Origin of the sequence: Bacteroides ilei (assembly GCF_900128495.1) — a bacterium.
GTDB lineage: Bacteria > Bacteroidota > Bacteroidia > Bacteroidales > Bacteroidaceae > Phocaeicola > Phocaeicola ilei.
The window spans coordinates 3,755,972-3,772,991 of the sequence record NZ_LT635801.1; the positions used below are offsets into that span (position 1 = coordinate 3,755,972).

General features: G+C 49.2%; 11 protein-coding genes and 2 pseudogenes. 12 read left to right on the forward strand and 1 reads right to left on the reverse strand.

Features of this window, described 5'->3' with window-relative positions; translation table 11 throughout:
* Positions 1-21 precede the first annotated feature (21 nt).
* The 6 genes and pseudogenes from BQ7489_RS16275 to BQ7489_RS16300 all read left to right on the forward strand — a co-directional run.
* Positions 22-2,313 carry a DUF2264 domain-containing protein gene (locus BQ7489_RS16275; protein ID WP_317042554.1) on the forward strand — a complete coding sequence of 764 codons (2,292 nt, stop codon included), beginning with the start codon at positions 22-24 and terminating at the stop codon, positions 2,311-2,313.
* A 14-nt stretch (positions 2,314-2,327) separates the two neighbouring features.
* Entirely contained in the window at positions 2,328-3,587 is a 1,260-nt protein-coding gene (locus BQ7489_RS16280; protein ID WP_072531911.1) for a DUF4861 domain-containing protein, read from the forward strand.
* An 83-nt stretch (positions 3,588-3,670) separates the two neighbouring features.
* Positions 3,671-6,178 carry an alpha-L-arabinofuranosidase C-terminal domain-containing protein gene (locus BQ7489_RS16285; RefSeq protein WP_072531912.1) on the forward strand — a complete coding sequence of 836 codons (2,508 nt, stop codon included), beginning with the start codon at positions 3,671-3,673 and terminating at the stop codon, positions 6,176-6,178.
* A 259-nt stretch (positions 6,179-6,437) separates the two neighbouring features.
* Positions 6,438-7,319, forward strand: a pseudogene (locus BQ7489_RS16290) (glycoside hydrolase family 43 protein); the annotation flags it as partial.
* A gap of 190 nt (positions 7,320-7,509) precedes the next feature.
* Positions 7,510-10,515 (forward strand): glycoside hydrolase family 2 protein, encoded by a 3,006-nt coding sequence (locus tag BQ7489_RS16295; RefSeq protein WP_072531913.1) that lies wholly within the window; start codon positions 7,510-7,512, stop codon positions 10,513-10,515.
* A gap of 81 nt (positions 10,516-10,596) precedes the next feature.
* Positions 10,597-12,003 (forward strand): annotated as a pseudogene (locus tag BQ7489_RS16300) (family 43 glycosylhydrolase); the annotation flags it as partial.
* Here BQ7489_RS16300 and BQ7489_RS16305 read toward each other — a convergent pair.
* Positions 11,996-12,886, reverse strand: a complete 891-nt coding sequence (locus tag BQ7489_RS16305) for an NAD kinase (RefSeq protein WP_072531914.1) — start codon at positions 12,884-12,886, stop codon at positions 11,996-11,998. The pseudogene BQ7489_RS16300 and the gene BQ7489_RS16305 sit on opposite strands and share 8 nt — an antisense overlap.
* 107 nt (positions 12,887-12,993) lie before the next feature.
* Between BQ7489_RS16305 and BQ7489_RS16310 the strand changes: the two genes are divergently transcribed.
* From BQ7489_RS16310 to BQ7489_RS16335, 6 genes are all read left to right on the forward strand, one after another.
* On the forward strand, positions 12,994-13,707 hold the full coding sequence (locus BQ7489_RS16310) for a pyridoxine 5'-phosphate synthase (protein ID WP_072531915.1): 714 nt from the start codon (positions 12,994-12,996) through the stop codon (positions 13,705-13,707).
* Positions 13,708-13,709: 2 nt separating this feature from the next.
* On the forward strand, positions 13,710-14,429 hold the full coding sequence (locus BQ7489_RS16315; RefSeq protein WP_072532261.1) for a MotA/TolQ/ExbB proton channel family protein: 720 nt from the start codon (positions 13,710-13,712) through the stop codon (positions 14,427-14,429).
* A 12-nt stretch (positions 14,430-14,441) separates the two neighbouring features.
* Positions 14,442-14,858 (forward strand): ExbD/TolR family protein, encoded by a 417-nt coding sequence (locus tag BQ7489_RS16320; protein ID WP_072531916.1) that lies wholly within the window; start codon positions 14,442-14,444, stop codon positions 14,856-14,858.
* Between the two features lie 14 nt (positions 14,859-14,872).
* Complete coding sequence (locus BQ7489_RS16325; protein ID WP_072531917.1) at positions 14,873-15,724, forward strand: TonB family protein; 852 nt, start codon at positions 14,873-14,875, stop codon at positions 15,722-15,724.
* A gap of 69 nt (positions 15,725-15,793) precedes the next feature.
* On the forward strand, positions 15,794-16,342 hold the full coding sequence (locus BQ7489_RS16330) for a DJ-1 family glyoxalase III (RefSeq protein WP_072532262.1): 549 nt from the start codon (positions 15,794-15,796) through the stop codon (positions 16,340-16,342).
* Positions 16,342-17,004, forward strand: coding sequence for a 2-C-methyl-D-erythritol 4-phosphate cytidylyltransferase (locus BQ7489_RS16335; RefSeq protein ID WP_072531918.1), 663 nt, complete (start codon positions 16,342-16,344; stop codon positions 17,002-17,004). The genes BQ7489_RS16330 and BQ7489_RS16335 overlap by 1 nt, the downstream gene beginning before the upstream one ends.
* The last annotated feature ends 16 nt before the right edge of the window (positions 17,005-17,020 follow it).

Here is a 17,020-nt window from a genome sequence, read left to right on the forward strand (position 1 = left end):
ATGAAACAGATTTTGAAATGGATGGCCGTGTGCCTCGCCGTTTTATTGCCTGTAACGGCTGGTTACGCAAAACCGTCTGAAGCGGAGCGGGTCCGCAGGATGATTGATAAAGTGAACCGGCATTGGCAGGAAAACCATACTCCGGAGGTCAGGGCCTTTTGGGATCATGCCGCTTACCATACAGGGAATATGGAGGCGTATTTCCTGACAGGGAATGAGGATTACCGGGCTTATTCGGAAGCTTGGGCCGAATATAACGGATGGAAAGGCGCTAAGAGCGACAACCGTTCCGAGTGGAAATATTCGTATGGTGAATCGGACGAATATGTATTGTTCGGCGACTATCAGGTCTGTTTCCAGACGTATGCCGACCTGTATCAGCTTGATCCCGACGACAGGAAGATCCGCCGTGCCCGTGAGGTGATGGAATATGAGATGAGTACCCCTAACCGTGATTACTGGTGGTGGAGTGACGGGCTTTATATGGTAATGCCTGTCATGACGAAGCTGTACAAGATTACCCGGAACAGGCTTTATCTGGACAAGCTTTATGAATACATCACTTATTCAGACAGCATCATGTTCGACCGGGATGAAAACCTGTATTACCGTGACGCGAAATATGTATATCCGAAGCATAAAAGCCTGAACGGGAAAAAGGATTTTTGGGCAAGAGGTGACGGTTGGGTCCTGGCCGGTCTGGCTAAGGTCCTGAAAGATCTGCCTTCCGATTACCGGTATCACCGCTTTTTCGCCGATAAGTTCAGGAAGATGGCGAAGGCTGTTGCGGCTATACAGCAGCCCGGAGGTTACTGGACCCGTAGCATGATGGATCCGGAACATGCGCCGGGACCGGAAACAAGCGGTACAGCTTTCTTTACCTATGGATTGTTGTGGGGAGTGAATAACGGTTATCTGGATGAGGCTGTCTATATGCCTGTAATCAGGAAGGCATGGAATTATCTGTCTGAGACGGCCCTGCAGAGGGATGGCTCGGTAGGTTATGTTCAGCCGATAGGTGAAAAAGCTATTCCTGGACAGGTTGTCGATGCCGGATCGACCGCTAATTTCGGAGTAGGAGCTTTCCTGCTGGCTGCCTGTGAGTACGTACGTTATCTGGAAGGCGGTATCAGCAAGGACCGGGCGTATTGGTGTAGGCTGGCTTACCGGATGGCCGAACCGGTATTGAGCAATATGGCCAAAGGGGAACTGCAGAAGAATATGCTGGTGGAAGTGAGTCCTACGTGGGACGGTCGTGACAAGAGGGTTACTTACATGGAAACTTTCGGACGTTTGATGGCCGGTATCGCTCCGTGGCTGGCTCTGCCCGATGATGATACTGAAGAAGGGAAGATGCGCCGGCAGTTGCGTGAATGGGCGTTGAAGAGTTATGTGAATGCAGTTGATCCGGATTCTCCCGATTACCTGTTGTGGCGCAACGAAGGGCAGCCATTGGTCGATGCCGCTTATGTGGCCGAAAGTTTCCTGCGTGCGTTCGACCAGCTCTGGATGCCTTTGGATGAAACGACGAAGAAACGTTATATTGAAGAATTTACCCAGTTGCGGCGGATCGACCCGCCGTATACGAACTGGCTTCTGTTCTCGGCTACCATTGAGAGTTTCCTGGCCAAGGCCGGAGCACCTTTCGATGTATACCGTATCAATTCGGCTATCCGGAAGGTAGAAGAATGGTATGCAGGTGACGGATGGTATGCCGACGGCCCTTCCTTTGCTTTCGACTATTACAGCAGTTATGTGTTCCATCCCATGTATTTGGAAACACTCGACGCCCTGGTGGATGCCGGTGTCCGCACGCGCCTCGATTATCCGAAGTATTATGCCCGTGCCTTGAAGCGTGCACAGAAATACAGCCTGATATTGGAACGTTTCATTTCGCCGGAAGGCACATTCCCAGTGTTCGGGCGTTCCATTCCGTATCGGATGGCTACCATGCAGCCGTTGGCCTTGATGGCATGGTATAAGGAACTGCCGGCTGGAGTTACCCTGGCACAGGTGCGCTGTGCGTTGACTGCTGTCATGAAACGGATGTTTGCCGGTGATGACAACTTCAATGAAGGTGGTTTCCTTACTATCGGGTTCTCCGGACGCCAGCCGAATATTGCCGACTGGTATACCAATAACGGCAGCCTTTACATGACGTCGCTGGCTTTCCTGCCTTTAGGCCTTCCTGCAGCCGATCCTTTCTGGACGGATGCTCCCCAGGATTGGACCAGCAAGAAGGCGTGGAGCGGGAAACCTTTCCCGAAAGATCACCGTTGGGCGGATGATATCCAGACTTGGGACTTGTATTGATGATGTAACCGGTTATGAAGACAGCTTTTGTAATGTCATTACTGGTCTGGCTATGGATGGCCGGACTTGCCGTTGGTCAGGCACAGACCCGGCTGGAAATGACGGTTTCGAATAATTGGGATATGGAACGTGACGGGGAACTGCTGGAGGTCCCTGTGTCACGTCTGGAAGCTTTGCATCTGTCTGCGGAGCGGAAATTGGTGGTTTACGACAGCCGAGGAGTACAGGTGCCATATCAGATTACACATGACGGTTTTCTGCTTGTGCCGGTTACGGCAAATTCCCGTTCCCGGACAAGGTATACGCTGGCTGCCGGAACTCCGGATTCCATGCAGGTCTATGCCTGCGGAAAATATTATCCTGAGCGTATGGATGATATCGCATGGGAGAATGATAAGGCGGCTTACCGTGCCTACGGTCCGGCTTTGCAGAAGTCGGGTGAAAAGGCTTTCGGCTATGACATCTTTACCAAATCGGTCCCTTATCCGGTGGTGGAAAAAAGATATGCCTTGCAGTTGGATTCCCTCTCTTGGGCTGAAGTGAACCGTTTGAGATCCGAAGGCAGGAATGTAGAGGCCGACAGCCTGTATAGTACTTTCTGTTATCATGTAGATCATGGGAACGGGATGGACTGTTACAGTGTAGGTCCTACGTTGGGAGGTGGAACCAATGCCTTGCTGTTTGATTCGGATATCATATACCCCTATTGTTATCAGAGTTTCGAGATCCTGGATAACGGTCCGTTGCGTTTTTCTGTCCGGCTGACTTTCCGGCCGTTTACGTTGAAGGATAGTAAGTCGGTAGTGGAAACACGCGTCATATCGTTGGATAAGGGGTCTTATTTGAACCGTACCGAGGTGACATATGCCGGATTGACGCATCCGGTATCCGTTATAGGAGGCATTGTGATCCATCCGCAGAATCCGGACGGATATTGTTTCGATAAGAAAGCCGGTTATATCGCTTATGCCGATTCTACGGATAATGTGGATAATGATAACGGCATTATCTGGGTAGGAGCTGTATTCGGTGAGCCGTTGACAACGGCCGGGGTAAGATGGTTCCCGGCAGAAGAGCGGAAGCAGAGGAACGGTGCCTTGGGGCATGTTGTGGGAGAGACGGTTTATCACCCCGGAAAGAGTCTGGTCTATTATTGGGGGAGCGGATGGAGCAAGGCCGGTATTCCCGATATGGAGGCCTGGAAAACGTTTCTGTTGCAGTTCCGGAAACGTTTGGAAATGCCGTTGGAATTTGATATTAAGGTCATTAAATGATTGTATTGTTATGTATTTTATCAGAATAAGTGTATTTTTGCCATTATACTGATAAAAAATATGGACTTAAATCTTCTTGTTATATGAAATGGAAACACATGGCTGCCTTGGGGGTGGCATTGGCTGTTTTGCCGGTCTCTGTGCCGGCACAGAATCTTGTGAATCGTACCGATTCCGTATATCTCTTTTCGTATGCGACTGTCCAGGATGTCGGACGTAGCGGACTGCAGTTTGCCTGGAGCCGTGATACCCGGCAATGGTTCCGTATCGGTGGAGGATATGTCAGATGTGATTATGGTACATGGGCTGCCGAGAAGCGCATGATCAAACCACACCTGATGCGTGCTGCTGACGGTATGTGGCATTGTGTATGGCAGCTGAATGACAAGGGGCTTGAGATGGGGCATGCCGCGTCGGCCGACTTGTTGTCATGGAAGCGTCAGACGTATTTTCTGAAGGGACAGACCGAGGGAGAACAGTCTGCTCCGGATTTCACCTCCCTGAATAAGGAAAAGAAAGTTTCGGCCCTGGTAGACGGTGCCTTGTACGAAGGATATATGCAGAAAGTGGCTTGGCCGGAAGTAGACCGGATGTTGGAATATGCCGGTTACCGTGCAGACAAGGGGAGGCTGGATGCGGAGTGTACGGCGCAGGATGCCGAACGTTTTTCCGGGTTGAAAGACGTGAATATGCAGTTGGATGTACGTCCGGGCGACGCTTATCCTATCAGTGATAAGCTGATCGGTGTATTTTTTGAAGACATCAATTACGGAGCCGACGGTGGCTTGTATGCCGAACTGGTGCAAAACCGTGACTTTGAATATTCGGCAGCAGACCAGTCGCGTGAAAGATGGGATGGATCGTATGCGTGGAGTGTACAGGGCAACGGCGGACGCTTTTCGGTCGTGGAAGGAGATGATCCGGTGCACCCGAACAATCCTCATTACGCAGTCTTCGACGTACAGACTCCGGGTGTGATGCTGAAAAACGGAGGTTTTGACGGCATTGTACTCAAAAAAGGGGAGAAATATGACTTTTCCCTGTTCGGCAGGATTCCTTCCGGCTATAAAGGCGGCAAGGTGGATGTGCTGCTGCTCGATAAGGAAGGCAGGAAAGTGGCCGGTACTTCGGTGCGGATCACTTCGGACAGATGGAAAAGGCAGAAGGCTGTGTTGAAGGCTGAGGCGGATGTGAGTGCGGCTTCTTTGGTCCTTGTGCCCCAGACAGCTGGAAAATATGAGTTTGATGTAGTCTCGCTTTTCCCGCAAAAGACATTTAAGGAACGGAAGAACGGTTTGCGGGCCGATTTGGCTCAGGCTATTGCCGACCTGCATCCCCGTTTCATGCGTTTTCCGGGAGGGTGCGTGGCTCATGGTGACGGCATAGACAACATCTATGACTGGAAAGGTTCAATCGGACCGCTGGAGACACGAAAGCCGTTGCGTAACCTGTGGGGTTATCACCAGACTCGCGGATTGGGCTATTTTGAGTATTTCCAGTTTTGTGAAGATATGGGGGCCGAACCGGTACCTGTCCTCGCTGCCGGTGTTCCGTGTCAGAACTCGGCTTATGAGCAGGATAAACTGTTGAGCGGAGGTCAGCAAGGAGGAATCCCTATGGAGCAGATGGATGCCTATGTGCAGGATGTCCTGGATTTGGTCGAGTATGCCAACGGTGACCCGAAAACCAGCAAGTGGGCGAAGATGCGTGCGGATGCGGGGCATCCGGAGCCTTTTAATCTGAAGTATATAGGTATCGGTAATGAAGATCTGATAACAGATGTGTTTGAAGCACGCTTCAGTAAGATATTCAAGGCGGTGAGTGAAAAGTATCCCGATATAACTGTCATCGGGACTGTAGGTCCGTTCTATGAAGGGACCGATTACGAAGAAGGATGGGATCTGGCTACCCGTTTGAAGGTCCCGATGGTCGACGAGCATTATTACAATACGCCGGGGTGGTTTGTCAATAACCAGGACTTCTACGACCGTTATAACCGTTCCGGTTCAAAGGTTTATCTGGGTGAGTATGCCGCCCATCTTCCCGGGCGTCCCAATAATATTGAGACAGCTTTGTCCGAAGCTTTGTATCTTACGTCGGTAGAACGTAACGGCGATGTGGTAGCCATGTCGTCATACGCTCCGTTGCTGGCCAAAGAGGGACATACCCAGTGGAACCCCGATCTGATTTACTTCAACAACGGGGAGGTAAAGCCTACGGTAGGATATTATACCCAATTGCTCTTCGGGCAGAATTCGGGAGATACTTATCTGCCTTCCGACCGTACTACGGACAATAACCGTACCGATGTAAACAGGCGTATCGCTACGTCCGTTATTAGGGACAGCCGCAGCGGAGATGTAATTATCAAGCTGGTAAACCTTTTGCCGGTAGCAGTAAAGACGGAAATAAATTGTCCGGGCTTGCCGGAGGGTGAAGCTGTGCTGAATGTCCTTAAAGGTGATCCTTCCGACAAGACGGCCCGACCCGTGGAACAGACTCTTCGGGTAGGAGAACGGTTCGGTTATGAATTGCCGGCTTATTCGTTGAGCGTTATCCGGGTGGCCGGTTCGGCTCCGTCTGTAAGGTGATATGGAGGTGGCTGAAAAAAGAACTTGAACTTTTGGCAAAAGAACTTGGAATATGTGCCGGAAGAACTTGATGTGTGAGAGAAAACATCAAGTTCTTCCGGCTTGTTTTTTAGGACGTATTAAATGAAGTATCCTATTGGTAAAAACGGTTTGTGTAAATAGATATTTTTCCTTAATATTGCAGGCAATTGAAAAACACGGTGATATGGTAATGAGAAAAATTATTTTGCTGTTATGTTGCCTGTTGGGTATTTCCGGTATGGCTCAGGCAGAGGGAGGAGCTTATCTGTTTTCGTATTTTATAGGGGATAGCCGTGACGGGCTTCATCTGGCGTATAGTGAGGACGGACTCACGTGGACACCGTTGAAGAACGGTGAGTCTTTTCTGAAACCGACTGTAGGGAAAGACAAGCTGATGCGTGATCCCAGTATTTGTCAGGGGCCGGACGGAACGTGGCATATGGTGTGGACTTCAAGTTGGACGGACCGGATTATCGGTTACGCCTCATCCAAGGATCTGGTCAACTGGTCGGAACAGAAGGCTATTCCAGTGATGATGCATGAACCCACCGCTCATAACTGTTGGGCTCCCGAACTGTTCTATGACGAACCAAGCCAAACATTCTATATTATTTGGGCGACAACCATTCCGGGCCGCCATAAGGAGGTGCCTGTCATTGAAAGTGAAAAAGGACTGAATCATCGTATCTATTATGTTACGACCAAAGATTTCAAAACCTTTTCTGAAACCGGCATGTTCTTTAATCCGGATTTCAGTGTGATTGATGCCGCCATTGTCCGTGATCCGAAGGTCAAGGATCTGATTATGGTCGTGAAGAATGAAAATTCATTGCCTGCCGAAAAGAATCTGCGAATCACCCGAACAAAATCAATAACCGATGGTTTCCCGACTGAGGTCTCGGCTCCTATTACCGGAAATTATTGGTGTGAAGGTCCGGCGCCTTTGTTTGTCGATGGAACGTTATATGTGTATTTCGACAAGTACCGTGAACATAAATATGGTGCAGTGCGCTCGGCCGACGGCAAGAGCTGGGAGGACATATCCGATAAGGTTTCATTCCCCAAAGGAACTCGTCATGGAACGGCTTTTCCTGTCGATAAGGAAACCCTGGAACGTTTGAAGAAACTTTGAAAACCTCCGGGTATGTAAGGGGAAAAAGCGGACTATTGTTTCCTTTGGTAGATCCGTGAAAGGCATCTTGTACTTATTTCTAGCTTTTCTGTACTTCTTTACATGACACTACGGATTGTTTCAGTTATTTTTGTGTCGTGCTTATAATGGTATTGAAATCTGTTAATGATATAATATTATGAAGAATAAGTGTCTACTGTTGTTGGTGTTGCTGGCCTGTTTCTTTGTTTCGGAATCATGGGCAGCGACCGATAGAGTGAAGTACAATTTCAATGGCGGATGGCTTCTGAAAGTGGGAGATATGAAGGAAGCCTCACAAACAAAGTTTGCCGATCAGGACTGGAAGAAGGTGACATTGCCTCATGCCTTTAATGAAGATGAAGCCTTTAAGGTGGATATCAAAGATCTTACCGATACCATTGTGTGGTACCGCAAGCATTTTGTATTGCCTGCCGGGACCGGTGACCGTAAAGTGTTCATTGAGTTTGAAGGTGCCCGCCAGGGAACGGATGTCTATGTGAACGGAAAGCATGTAGGAATGCATGAAAATGGAGTAATGGCTTTCGGCTTTGACTTGACGCCGTATGTAAAGCCGGGCAAGGAGAATGTGATAGCAGTGCGTATTGATAATGACTGGGATTATGCCGAACGTGCTACGGGAGTGAAATACCAGTGGAGTAACCGTAATTTCAATGCCAATTATGGGGGGCTGCCGAAGAATGTATGGCTGCATGTGACCGGTAGGATATATCAGACATTGCCGTTATATAGTAACCTGAAGACAACGGGAGTATATGTGTATGCACAGAATATCCGTGTGAAGGCAAGGAAAGCCTTGATTCATGCAGAATCGGAGGTGAAGAATGAAACAAAGAAAAGTCAGACTGTCGGGTATCGGGTGGAAGTGATTGATCGGGACGGGATGTCTATGGCGGTCTTTTCCGGTAAAGAGAAAGTGGTAGAACCGGGACAGACGGCCGTATTGTCGGCTGAACAGGAAATCGGTGGCCTGCATTTCTGGAGTTGGGGATATGGTTATCTGTATACGGTAAAGACGGCTTTGGTAATTGACGGTAAGAAAGTTGATGAGGTCTCTACCCGTACCGGTTTCCGTAAGACCCGTTTTGCCGAGGGGAAAATCTGGTTGAATGACCGTGTATTGCAGATGAAAGGTTTTGCACAGCGTACCAGCAACGAATGGCCGGCGGTAGGAATGTCGGTTCCGGCCTGGTTGAGTGATTACAGCAACGGTTTGATGGTGGAAGGGAATGCCAACCTGGTACGCTGGATGCACGTGACTCCCTGGAAACAGGATGTGGAGTCATGCGACCGGGTAGGTCTGATCCAGGCTATGCCTGCCGGGGACGCTGAAAAAGACTGCCGTGGACAGCAGTGGGAACAGCGTAAGGCATTGATGCGCGATGCGATTATCTATAACCGTAACAATCCGAGTATCTTATTCTATGAATGTGGTAATGAGTCGATTACACGTGAACATATGTTGGAGATGAAGGAGATCCGTGACAAGTACGACTATTATGGAGGCCGTGCCATCGGTTCGCGTGAGATGCTGGATATCCGTGATGCGGAATATGGAGGTGAAATGCTTTATATAAACAAGAGTGCCCATCATCCGATGTGGGCAATGGAATATTGCCGTGACGAGGGCTTACGTAAATATTGGGACGAATATTCCTATCCGTTCCATAAGGAAGGCGAGGGAAATACTTCCTACCATTCGGCTGCGAGCAACAAGACTCAGAAACATGCCGATGCCGGAGCGTATAACCATAATCAGGATATGTTTACCAAAGAGAATGTAATCCGCTGGTACGACTATTATCGTGAACGTCCGGGCACAGGGAGACGTGTCAGCTCGGGAGGGGTGAAGATTATTTTTTCGGATACCAATACCCATTTCCGTGGGGTGGAGAATTACCGCCGTAGCGGTGTGACCGATCCGATGCGTATCTTCAAGGACCCGTATTTCGCCCATCAGGTAATGTGGGACGGCTGGGTTGATATAGAAACCCCGCGTCTGCATATTGTAGGTCATTGGAATTATGACAAGTCGGTTGTCAAGCCGGTGTATGTCGTGGCAAATACAGACAGTGTAGCGTTGTTCTTGAACGGAAAACTTTTGCCTGCCGGGAAGCGTGAATATAATTTCCTGTTTACGTTTGATAAGGTTGCTTTCGAACCGGGTATATTGGAAGCTGTAGGATATAATGACGGCAGGGAAGTGACCCGTGCACGGATTGAGACGGCCGGTGAGCCGGCGGCCTTGAAACTTTCGCTGATACAGAGTCCGAAAGGCTGGAAGGCCGATGGGGCCGATCTGGTCCTGGTGCAGGTTGAGGCAGTAGATGCCCAAGGTCGGCGTTGCCCTCTGGCGAATAATATGGTACATTTTACGTTGGACGGACCGGCCGAATGGAGAGGAGGCATCGCCCAGGGTAAGGATAATTACATACTTTCGAAAGATCTGCCTGTAGAATGTGGAGTTAACCGGGCGTTGATCCGTTCGACTACAGCTTCGGGAAATGTTACGTTGAGGGCAGAATCGGAAGGATTGAAAGGTGCAGAGTTGACATTCGCTTCGGTTCCGGTCGATATGAAGGGCGGATTGAGTACTTATATACCGGGTGATGAGTTGGAAGGACGTCTGGATAGAGGAGAAACACCGGATACTCCGTCGTATAGAGTGACAAAGGTTGATGTAGGCATCTTGTCGGCTGAGGCCGGTTATGATTCGGAGAACGCCTATAAGAGTTTTGACGACAATGAATTGAGCGAGTGGAAGAATGACGGAAAACCGTCGACGGCATGGATTACTTACCATCTGGAACGCAAGGCGGAAGTGGATGAAGTCTGTCTGAAACTTACTGGCTGGCGTATGCGCAGCTATCCTTTGGAAATCTATGCCGGCGACGAACTGGTATGGAGCGGAGATACCGACAAGAGTCTGGGATATATCCATCTGAAAGTAAAGCCGGTTCCTGCAACCGATATTACAATCCGTCTGAAAGGTTCCAGTAAGGAAGGGGATGCATTCGGACAGATTGTGGAGGTAGCCGCTCCGGTTGCCAATGAACTTGACCTGTTCAAGGCGAAAGACGGGGCGAAGACTGGTCATGAGTTACGCATCGTAGAAGTTGAATTCAAGGAAAACCTGGATGAATAGTCAGAGTACATGTTAAAGGAAAAGATATATATTGCCTGTCTGGCATGTTGCTTGGGCACTGCGGCATGGTCTCAGAAAGAGTTCAACCCGATTATTCCGGATAATCTGGCCGATCCGTCGGTCGTGAAGTTCGGTGATACATTTTATCTGTATGGTACGACAGATATAGATCAGGGTTTGTCGAAAGCCGGGACTCCGGTAGTCTGGAAATCGAAGGATTTTGTAAACTGGAGTTTCGACGGGTCCCATATTGAAGGTTTCGACTGGAAACAGGGCTATCCGTATACCGATACAAAGGGAGAACATACCGGATATTTCCGTTATTGGGCTCCGGGTAAGGTGATTACGAAAGACGGACAATATTATCTTTACGTAACATTCGTTAAGCCGGATGAGGATGCAAAGACCTATGTATTGCTGTCTGAAAATCCGGAGGGACCTTTCCGTTTTGCCGGTGCCCGGCCGGGGAATGCAGATCCGCTTTCCGGGTTTGAGAACTCTGTCATCGCCCCGGACATTGACGGAGAACCGTTCATCGATGATGACGGCCGGGCGTATCTGTTCTGGAGACGTCGTCACGCTTCGCGTATGCAGGCCGACTGGCTGCATCTGGAAGGGAGGACGGTAGATATACAGACTGCCCGTCAGGGATATTCCGAAGGGCCGGTTATGTTCAAGCGGAAAGGTATCTATTATTACATCTATACCTTGCGGGGTAACCAGAATTATGCGAACGCATACATGATGAGCCGGAAATCGCCGTTGGAAGGTTTTGAAAAGCCGGAGGGGAATGATATCTTCCTGTTCTCTTCCATTGAAAATAATGTCTGGGGGCCGGGGCATGGAAACGTGTTCTACGATGAAGAGAAGGACAACTATTATTTCGTGTATCTGGAATACGGTGACGGAGGTACTACCCGCCAGGTTTTTGTGAATAGGATGGAATTCAATGATGACGGTACGATCCGTACCTTGATTCCTGACAGGAAAGGTGTCGGATATTTGAGGGAGCCTCAGGAAAAGCGTGAGAACCTAGCCTTGCAGGCTGATTTCCGTGCATCGTCGGTGCGGGAACCCCGTTCGTCGGAAGTGGTGATCGAAACACGGCCGAACAGTCCCTTGCCGGATAAGGCATCGGAAAAGTCCGCCAGGCGTACCCGCCTGTTTGAGGCCGCTTTGGCCGGGGATGATTCGAACGGAACGTGCTGGAGAGCGGCCGGAACAGACGGGACTCCGTGGATTATGGTGGATCTGAAGCGTCCGGTCTATGTAGATGAGTGCCGGATGGCATTCGTTCATCCTGCCGAAGGGCATTGCTGGCATGTGGAAAAATCACTGGACGGGGAAAATTGGGAGGCCTGTGCTTCCCAGAAAGTGCAGAAAGCCTGCTCACCCCATATTGCCGGCATCAAGGATGAAGTCCGCTATTTGCGTCTGACCATTGATAAAGGGGCGGCCGGATTGTGGGAGTGGAAAATTTTCAGATAGTGCGTGTGTCGGCTCCCCACATCATCTTCTCATGTAAGGTATTGAAGAATGAATGGTGGCAACGTTTTACGATGCGGACAAAATAGTCGGCCCTGCGTATGGTCAGCCGGGTTCCTTCCCGGCAGGTCTCACTACGTCCGTCGATCGCTACCAGAAAATTATGGCTCCGGCTTTCTACGTCGAGTGTGATTTCCCAGTCGTCACGGATTACGATAGGACGTACATTGAGGCTGTGCGGTGCCACGGCCGTAATGCTGAATGTACCGCTTTGAGGTACCATGATAGGGCCTCCTACGCTTAAGGAATAGGCGGTAGAGCCCGTAGGGGTCGCTACAACCAGTCCGTCGGCCTGATAGGAACAGAGCAGTTCGTTGTTGATGTAGGCCCGGATGGTTATCATCGAGGAGCTGTCACGTTTCAGAATGGCTATTTCGTTGAGTCCGTAAGGATAGCCCTTCAGTATATGCTGGTTGTCGCAGGTGAGATGAAGCACCCGGCGCGGTTCTGCCAGGTATTTCCCTTCGTAAATTTCATCGAAGGTTTCTTCCATCTGGTTGGGAGAGATATCTGCAAGGAAGCCCAGGCGTCCGGTATTGATGCCCAGAATTGGAATTTCCTTTTTTCCTACCCGGCTGGCTGCCCGCAGGAATGTACCGTCACCTCCGATACTGAGGACCATATCGGCATTGAAGTCATATCCCTGGAATACTTCCAGGTCTGTAAGGTTGGCTTGGGTGTGCTGCTGCAGGAAATAATAGAAATCGTTGCTGATACATATCTGTGCGTTTTTCCGGCGCAATATATCCAGCAGGTGGGTTACATGAGCCGATTTATGTTCCTGATATGTATTTCCAAAAAGGGCAAATCTCATTGTCTGTTGCATCTCTTGTGACATTTTTATCATTCTTTGTTATGTAAAAGTGTAAAGTTTATCATAAAACCTGCTAACTTTGCACATTGTAGATACAAAGATATAAAAATATATGCAATATGACTAAATTAAGTGTGAATATAAACAAGGTGGCCACTTTGCGTAATGCACGTGGGGGGAATAATCCTGACGTTGAAAAGGTAGCGCTGGATTGTGAGAGATTCGGGGCCGAAGGTATTACAGTCCATCCTCGTCCGGATGAACGTCATATCCGTTATGCAGATGTGCTGGCACTGCGTCCGATTCTTCATACCGAGTTTAATATAGAGGGTTATCCGTCAAAGGAGTTCATTGATCTGGTATTGAGGGTAAAGCCCCATCAGGTCACTTTGGTTCCGGATGCTCCGGACCAGATAACGTCCAATGCCGGATGGAACACGAAAGAGCATTTCCCGTTCTTGAGCGATTTGATGGAGACATTCGGAAAGGCAGGGGTACGTACATCCATTTTTGTGGATGCCGATCCGGAGATGGTGGAATATGCGGCCAAAGCGGGTGCCGACCGTGTCGAGCTGTATACAGAACCATATGCTTCCGGTTACGCTTCAAACCGTGAAAAGGCGATAGCACCCTTCGTTGAAGCAGCCAGAGTTACCCGCCGGTTGGGAATGGGACTGAATGCTGGTCATGATCTGAGTCTGGAGAATCTTTCTTATTTCCATGAAAACATTCCTTGGGTAGACGAGGTCTCTATCGGTCATGCCCTGATTTGTGACGCATTATACCTGGGATTACAGAAAACTATTGAAGAATATAAAAAATGCCTTCGTTGATTATGATGACAATGATGTTACAGGCGGCTGTACAATCGGTTGCCGACACGATGACCGGAGCAAATCCGGTGCTGACTCCGGTTACCTCGGGTGAACCGGAAATGAATCTTTGGGATATGGCCTGCAAGGGTGGCTGGATTATGATTGTATTGGCTTTGATGTCGGTCATTGCTTTCTATATCTTTTTTGAACGTGCGGTGGCTATCCGGAAGGCCGGTAAGGAAGATCCGCTGTTCATGGACCGTATACGCGACTACATCAAGACCGGGGAAATCAAGTCGGCCATCAATTATTGCCGCATAGCCAATACGCCTTCCGCCCGTATGATCGAGAAGGGTATCACCCGTATGGGGCGTCCTGTAGCGGATGTCCAGGCAGCCATTGAAAATACCGGTAACATTGAAGTGGCCAAGCTGGAAAACGGGCTTTCCATTATGGCTACCATTTCCAGTGGGGCGCCGATGTTGGGATTCCTGGGTACGGTTACAGGTATGGTTCGTGCCTTCTGGAATATGGCGAATGCAGGTAACAACATTGATATTACCCTTCTTTCAAGCGGAATTTATGAAGCGATGATCACTACGGTAGGCGGTCTGGTGGTGGGTATCGCTACGATGTTTGCCTATAATCACCTGGTGTATCGTGTCGATAAGGTAGTCAGCCAGATGGAGGCACGTACCATCGCCTTTATGGATTTGTTGAATGAACCGAGTGAGAAATAACGGATTAAGCTTATGGCACTGAAAAGAAGACAGAAAATATCACCCAGCTTCAGCATGTCGTCTATGACCGACCTGATCTTTTTGCTGCTGATATTTTTTATGATTACTTCTACCATGGTTTCGCCGAACGCCATCAAGGTCTTGCTTCCGCAAGGCTCTGAACAGACTTCAGCGAAGCCGATGGCTCGTGTAATTATAGATAAGGATTTGAATTACTACGGGGCGTTCGGCAATGAGGATGAGATGCCGTTAAGTATAGATGAAGTGCCCTCCTTCCTTCGGGAGTGTGCTGCCAAGGAGCCGGAAATGTACGTGGCCCTTTATGCCGATGAATCTATTCCCTACCGCGAGATTGTCCGTATATTGAACATTGCCAATGAGAACCATTTCAAGATGGTACTGGCAACCCGTCGCCCCGATAAGAACTAATCATTTGGAATTGTATGAAGAAAAGTAAGATAGCCGGAATTGTAGGAACGGTACTGTTGCATGTCTTGGTGTTGGTACTGCTGCTGGTTTTGACGCTTACCCGTCCTGAGAAACAGGAGGAGGGAGGTGTTCCGGTTATGCTTGGAAATATGGAAATGGCGTCTGGTGATGCAGATCCGTATATGATGACAGAAGTGGATGTAATGCCGGCGACCGCCAGTGAGCCTGAGTCGGAAATAACCGGCACAGACGTAGAGCAGCCGATGATTACCCAAAATGATGAGCCTTCTATCCAGATGAAGAAGGAACAGCCCCGGAAAGAGACTGTGAAGAAAGAAAATTTTCAAAAGGAGGAAAAGAAAAGAGAATCTGTACCGGTCAAAACTGAAACTGAAAAGCCCAAAGAAAAGACGGAGGCTGAGCTCCGTGCCGAGGCGGAACGTGCGGCGGCACAAGCTGCGGCCAGTAAAGTGGCAGGAGCGTTTGGGAAAGGAACCCGGATGGGTAGCAAAGGGAACGCTTCATCGGGTGAGGGTATCCAGGGAAGTCCTACCGGAAACAGCAATACCGGAAAGACTTCGGGAATCGGAGGTTTGGGAACATTTGATCTGAACGGGCGTTCGTTAGGACCGGGTGGTTTGCCCATGCCGGTCTATAATGTCCAGGATGAAGGCCGTGTAGTGGTAACCATTGTGGTCGATCCGTCGGGCCGGGTTATCAGTACCAGTATCAACAAGCGTACCAATACGGTCAATCCTTCTTTACGGAAAGCTGCATTGGATGCTGCGGCCAAGGCCCGTTTCAATTCAATCAGTGGCGTGAATAACCAGAGCGGTACCATTACTTACTATTTTAAATTGAAATAGGAACTGTTGATGTCGACCAAGGAGATGATAATTCCCAAGGAAGACATTTAAATCTAAATAATGATCATTATGAAAGCAATTTGTATCTTTTTAGCTGAAGGTTTTGAGGAAATGGAAGCCATGTTTCCGTTGGACGTGATGCGTCGGGGTGGCTTGAATGTAAAGACTGTATCTGTAACAGGGGAAAGAACGGTTGTCAGTTCACATCAGGTACCGGTAGTGGCCGATATGCTGTTTGAAGACTTGAAGGAAGAGGATGTTGAAATGATTGTACTGCCGGGTGGTCTGCCTGGAGCTACCAATCTGGACGCTCATGCCGGTCTGGATAAGCTGATTATGGATTTTGCCGCAGGAAAGAAACCGTTGGCAGCTATTTGTGCCGCTCCTATGGTATATGGTAAGCGGGGACTGTTGAAAGGTAAGAAGGCTACCTGTTATCCAGGCTTTGACACGTATCTGGAAGGTGCGGAATATACGGGTAACATGGTAGAGATTGTCGATAACTTTATCTTGGGCAAGGGTCCGGGAGCCGCTCCTGAATTCGCTTTTGCATTGTTGGAAAAGTTTGCCGGTGCCGAAAAGGCTTTGGAAGTCAAGAAAGGTATGTTATTAGCCTGATGAAAGAATATGTCATTATCGTTGCCGGCGGTAAAGGGCTCCGTATGGGAGGTGATATCCCCAAGCAGTTTATTCCGATAAAAGGGGAACCTGTCCTGATGCGGACTATAGAGGCCTTTTATGCTTACAGCAATCAGATAGAGATAATTCTGGTCCTTCCGGTAGACCAGCAGGCCTACTGGAGGACTCTTTGTGAACATTGTCGCTTTACGGTACCGCATCGGGTAGCTGACGGTGGAGAGACCCGTTTCCATTCGGTAAGGAACGGACTGGCCTTGGTAGAATCTGACGGGCTGGTAGGTGTTCATGACGGCGTGCGTCCGTTTGTTTCGACGGAAGTTATCAGGGCCTGTTATGCTGCGGCTGCCGGAAAGCTGGCTGTTGTCCCGGTAATTGATGTCGTAGAGACCATCCGGCACCTGACCGTTGGCAACAAGAGTGAAACTGTGCCCCGTGACAGTTATAAATTGGTACAGACTCCGCAAGTCTTTACCGTAGATCTGTTGAAGAAGGCTTACATGCAGGAATATACCTCCCGTTTTACAGACGATGCTTCGGTTGTCGAGGCTTTGGGTTATCCGGTATTTCTGGTACAGGGAAACAGGGAGAATATAAAGCTGACAACGCCATTCGACCTGAAAGTGGCGGAAGCCTTGCTGTAGACTATGAATTTCTTTG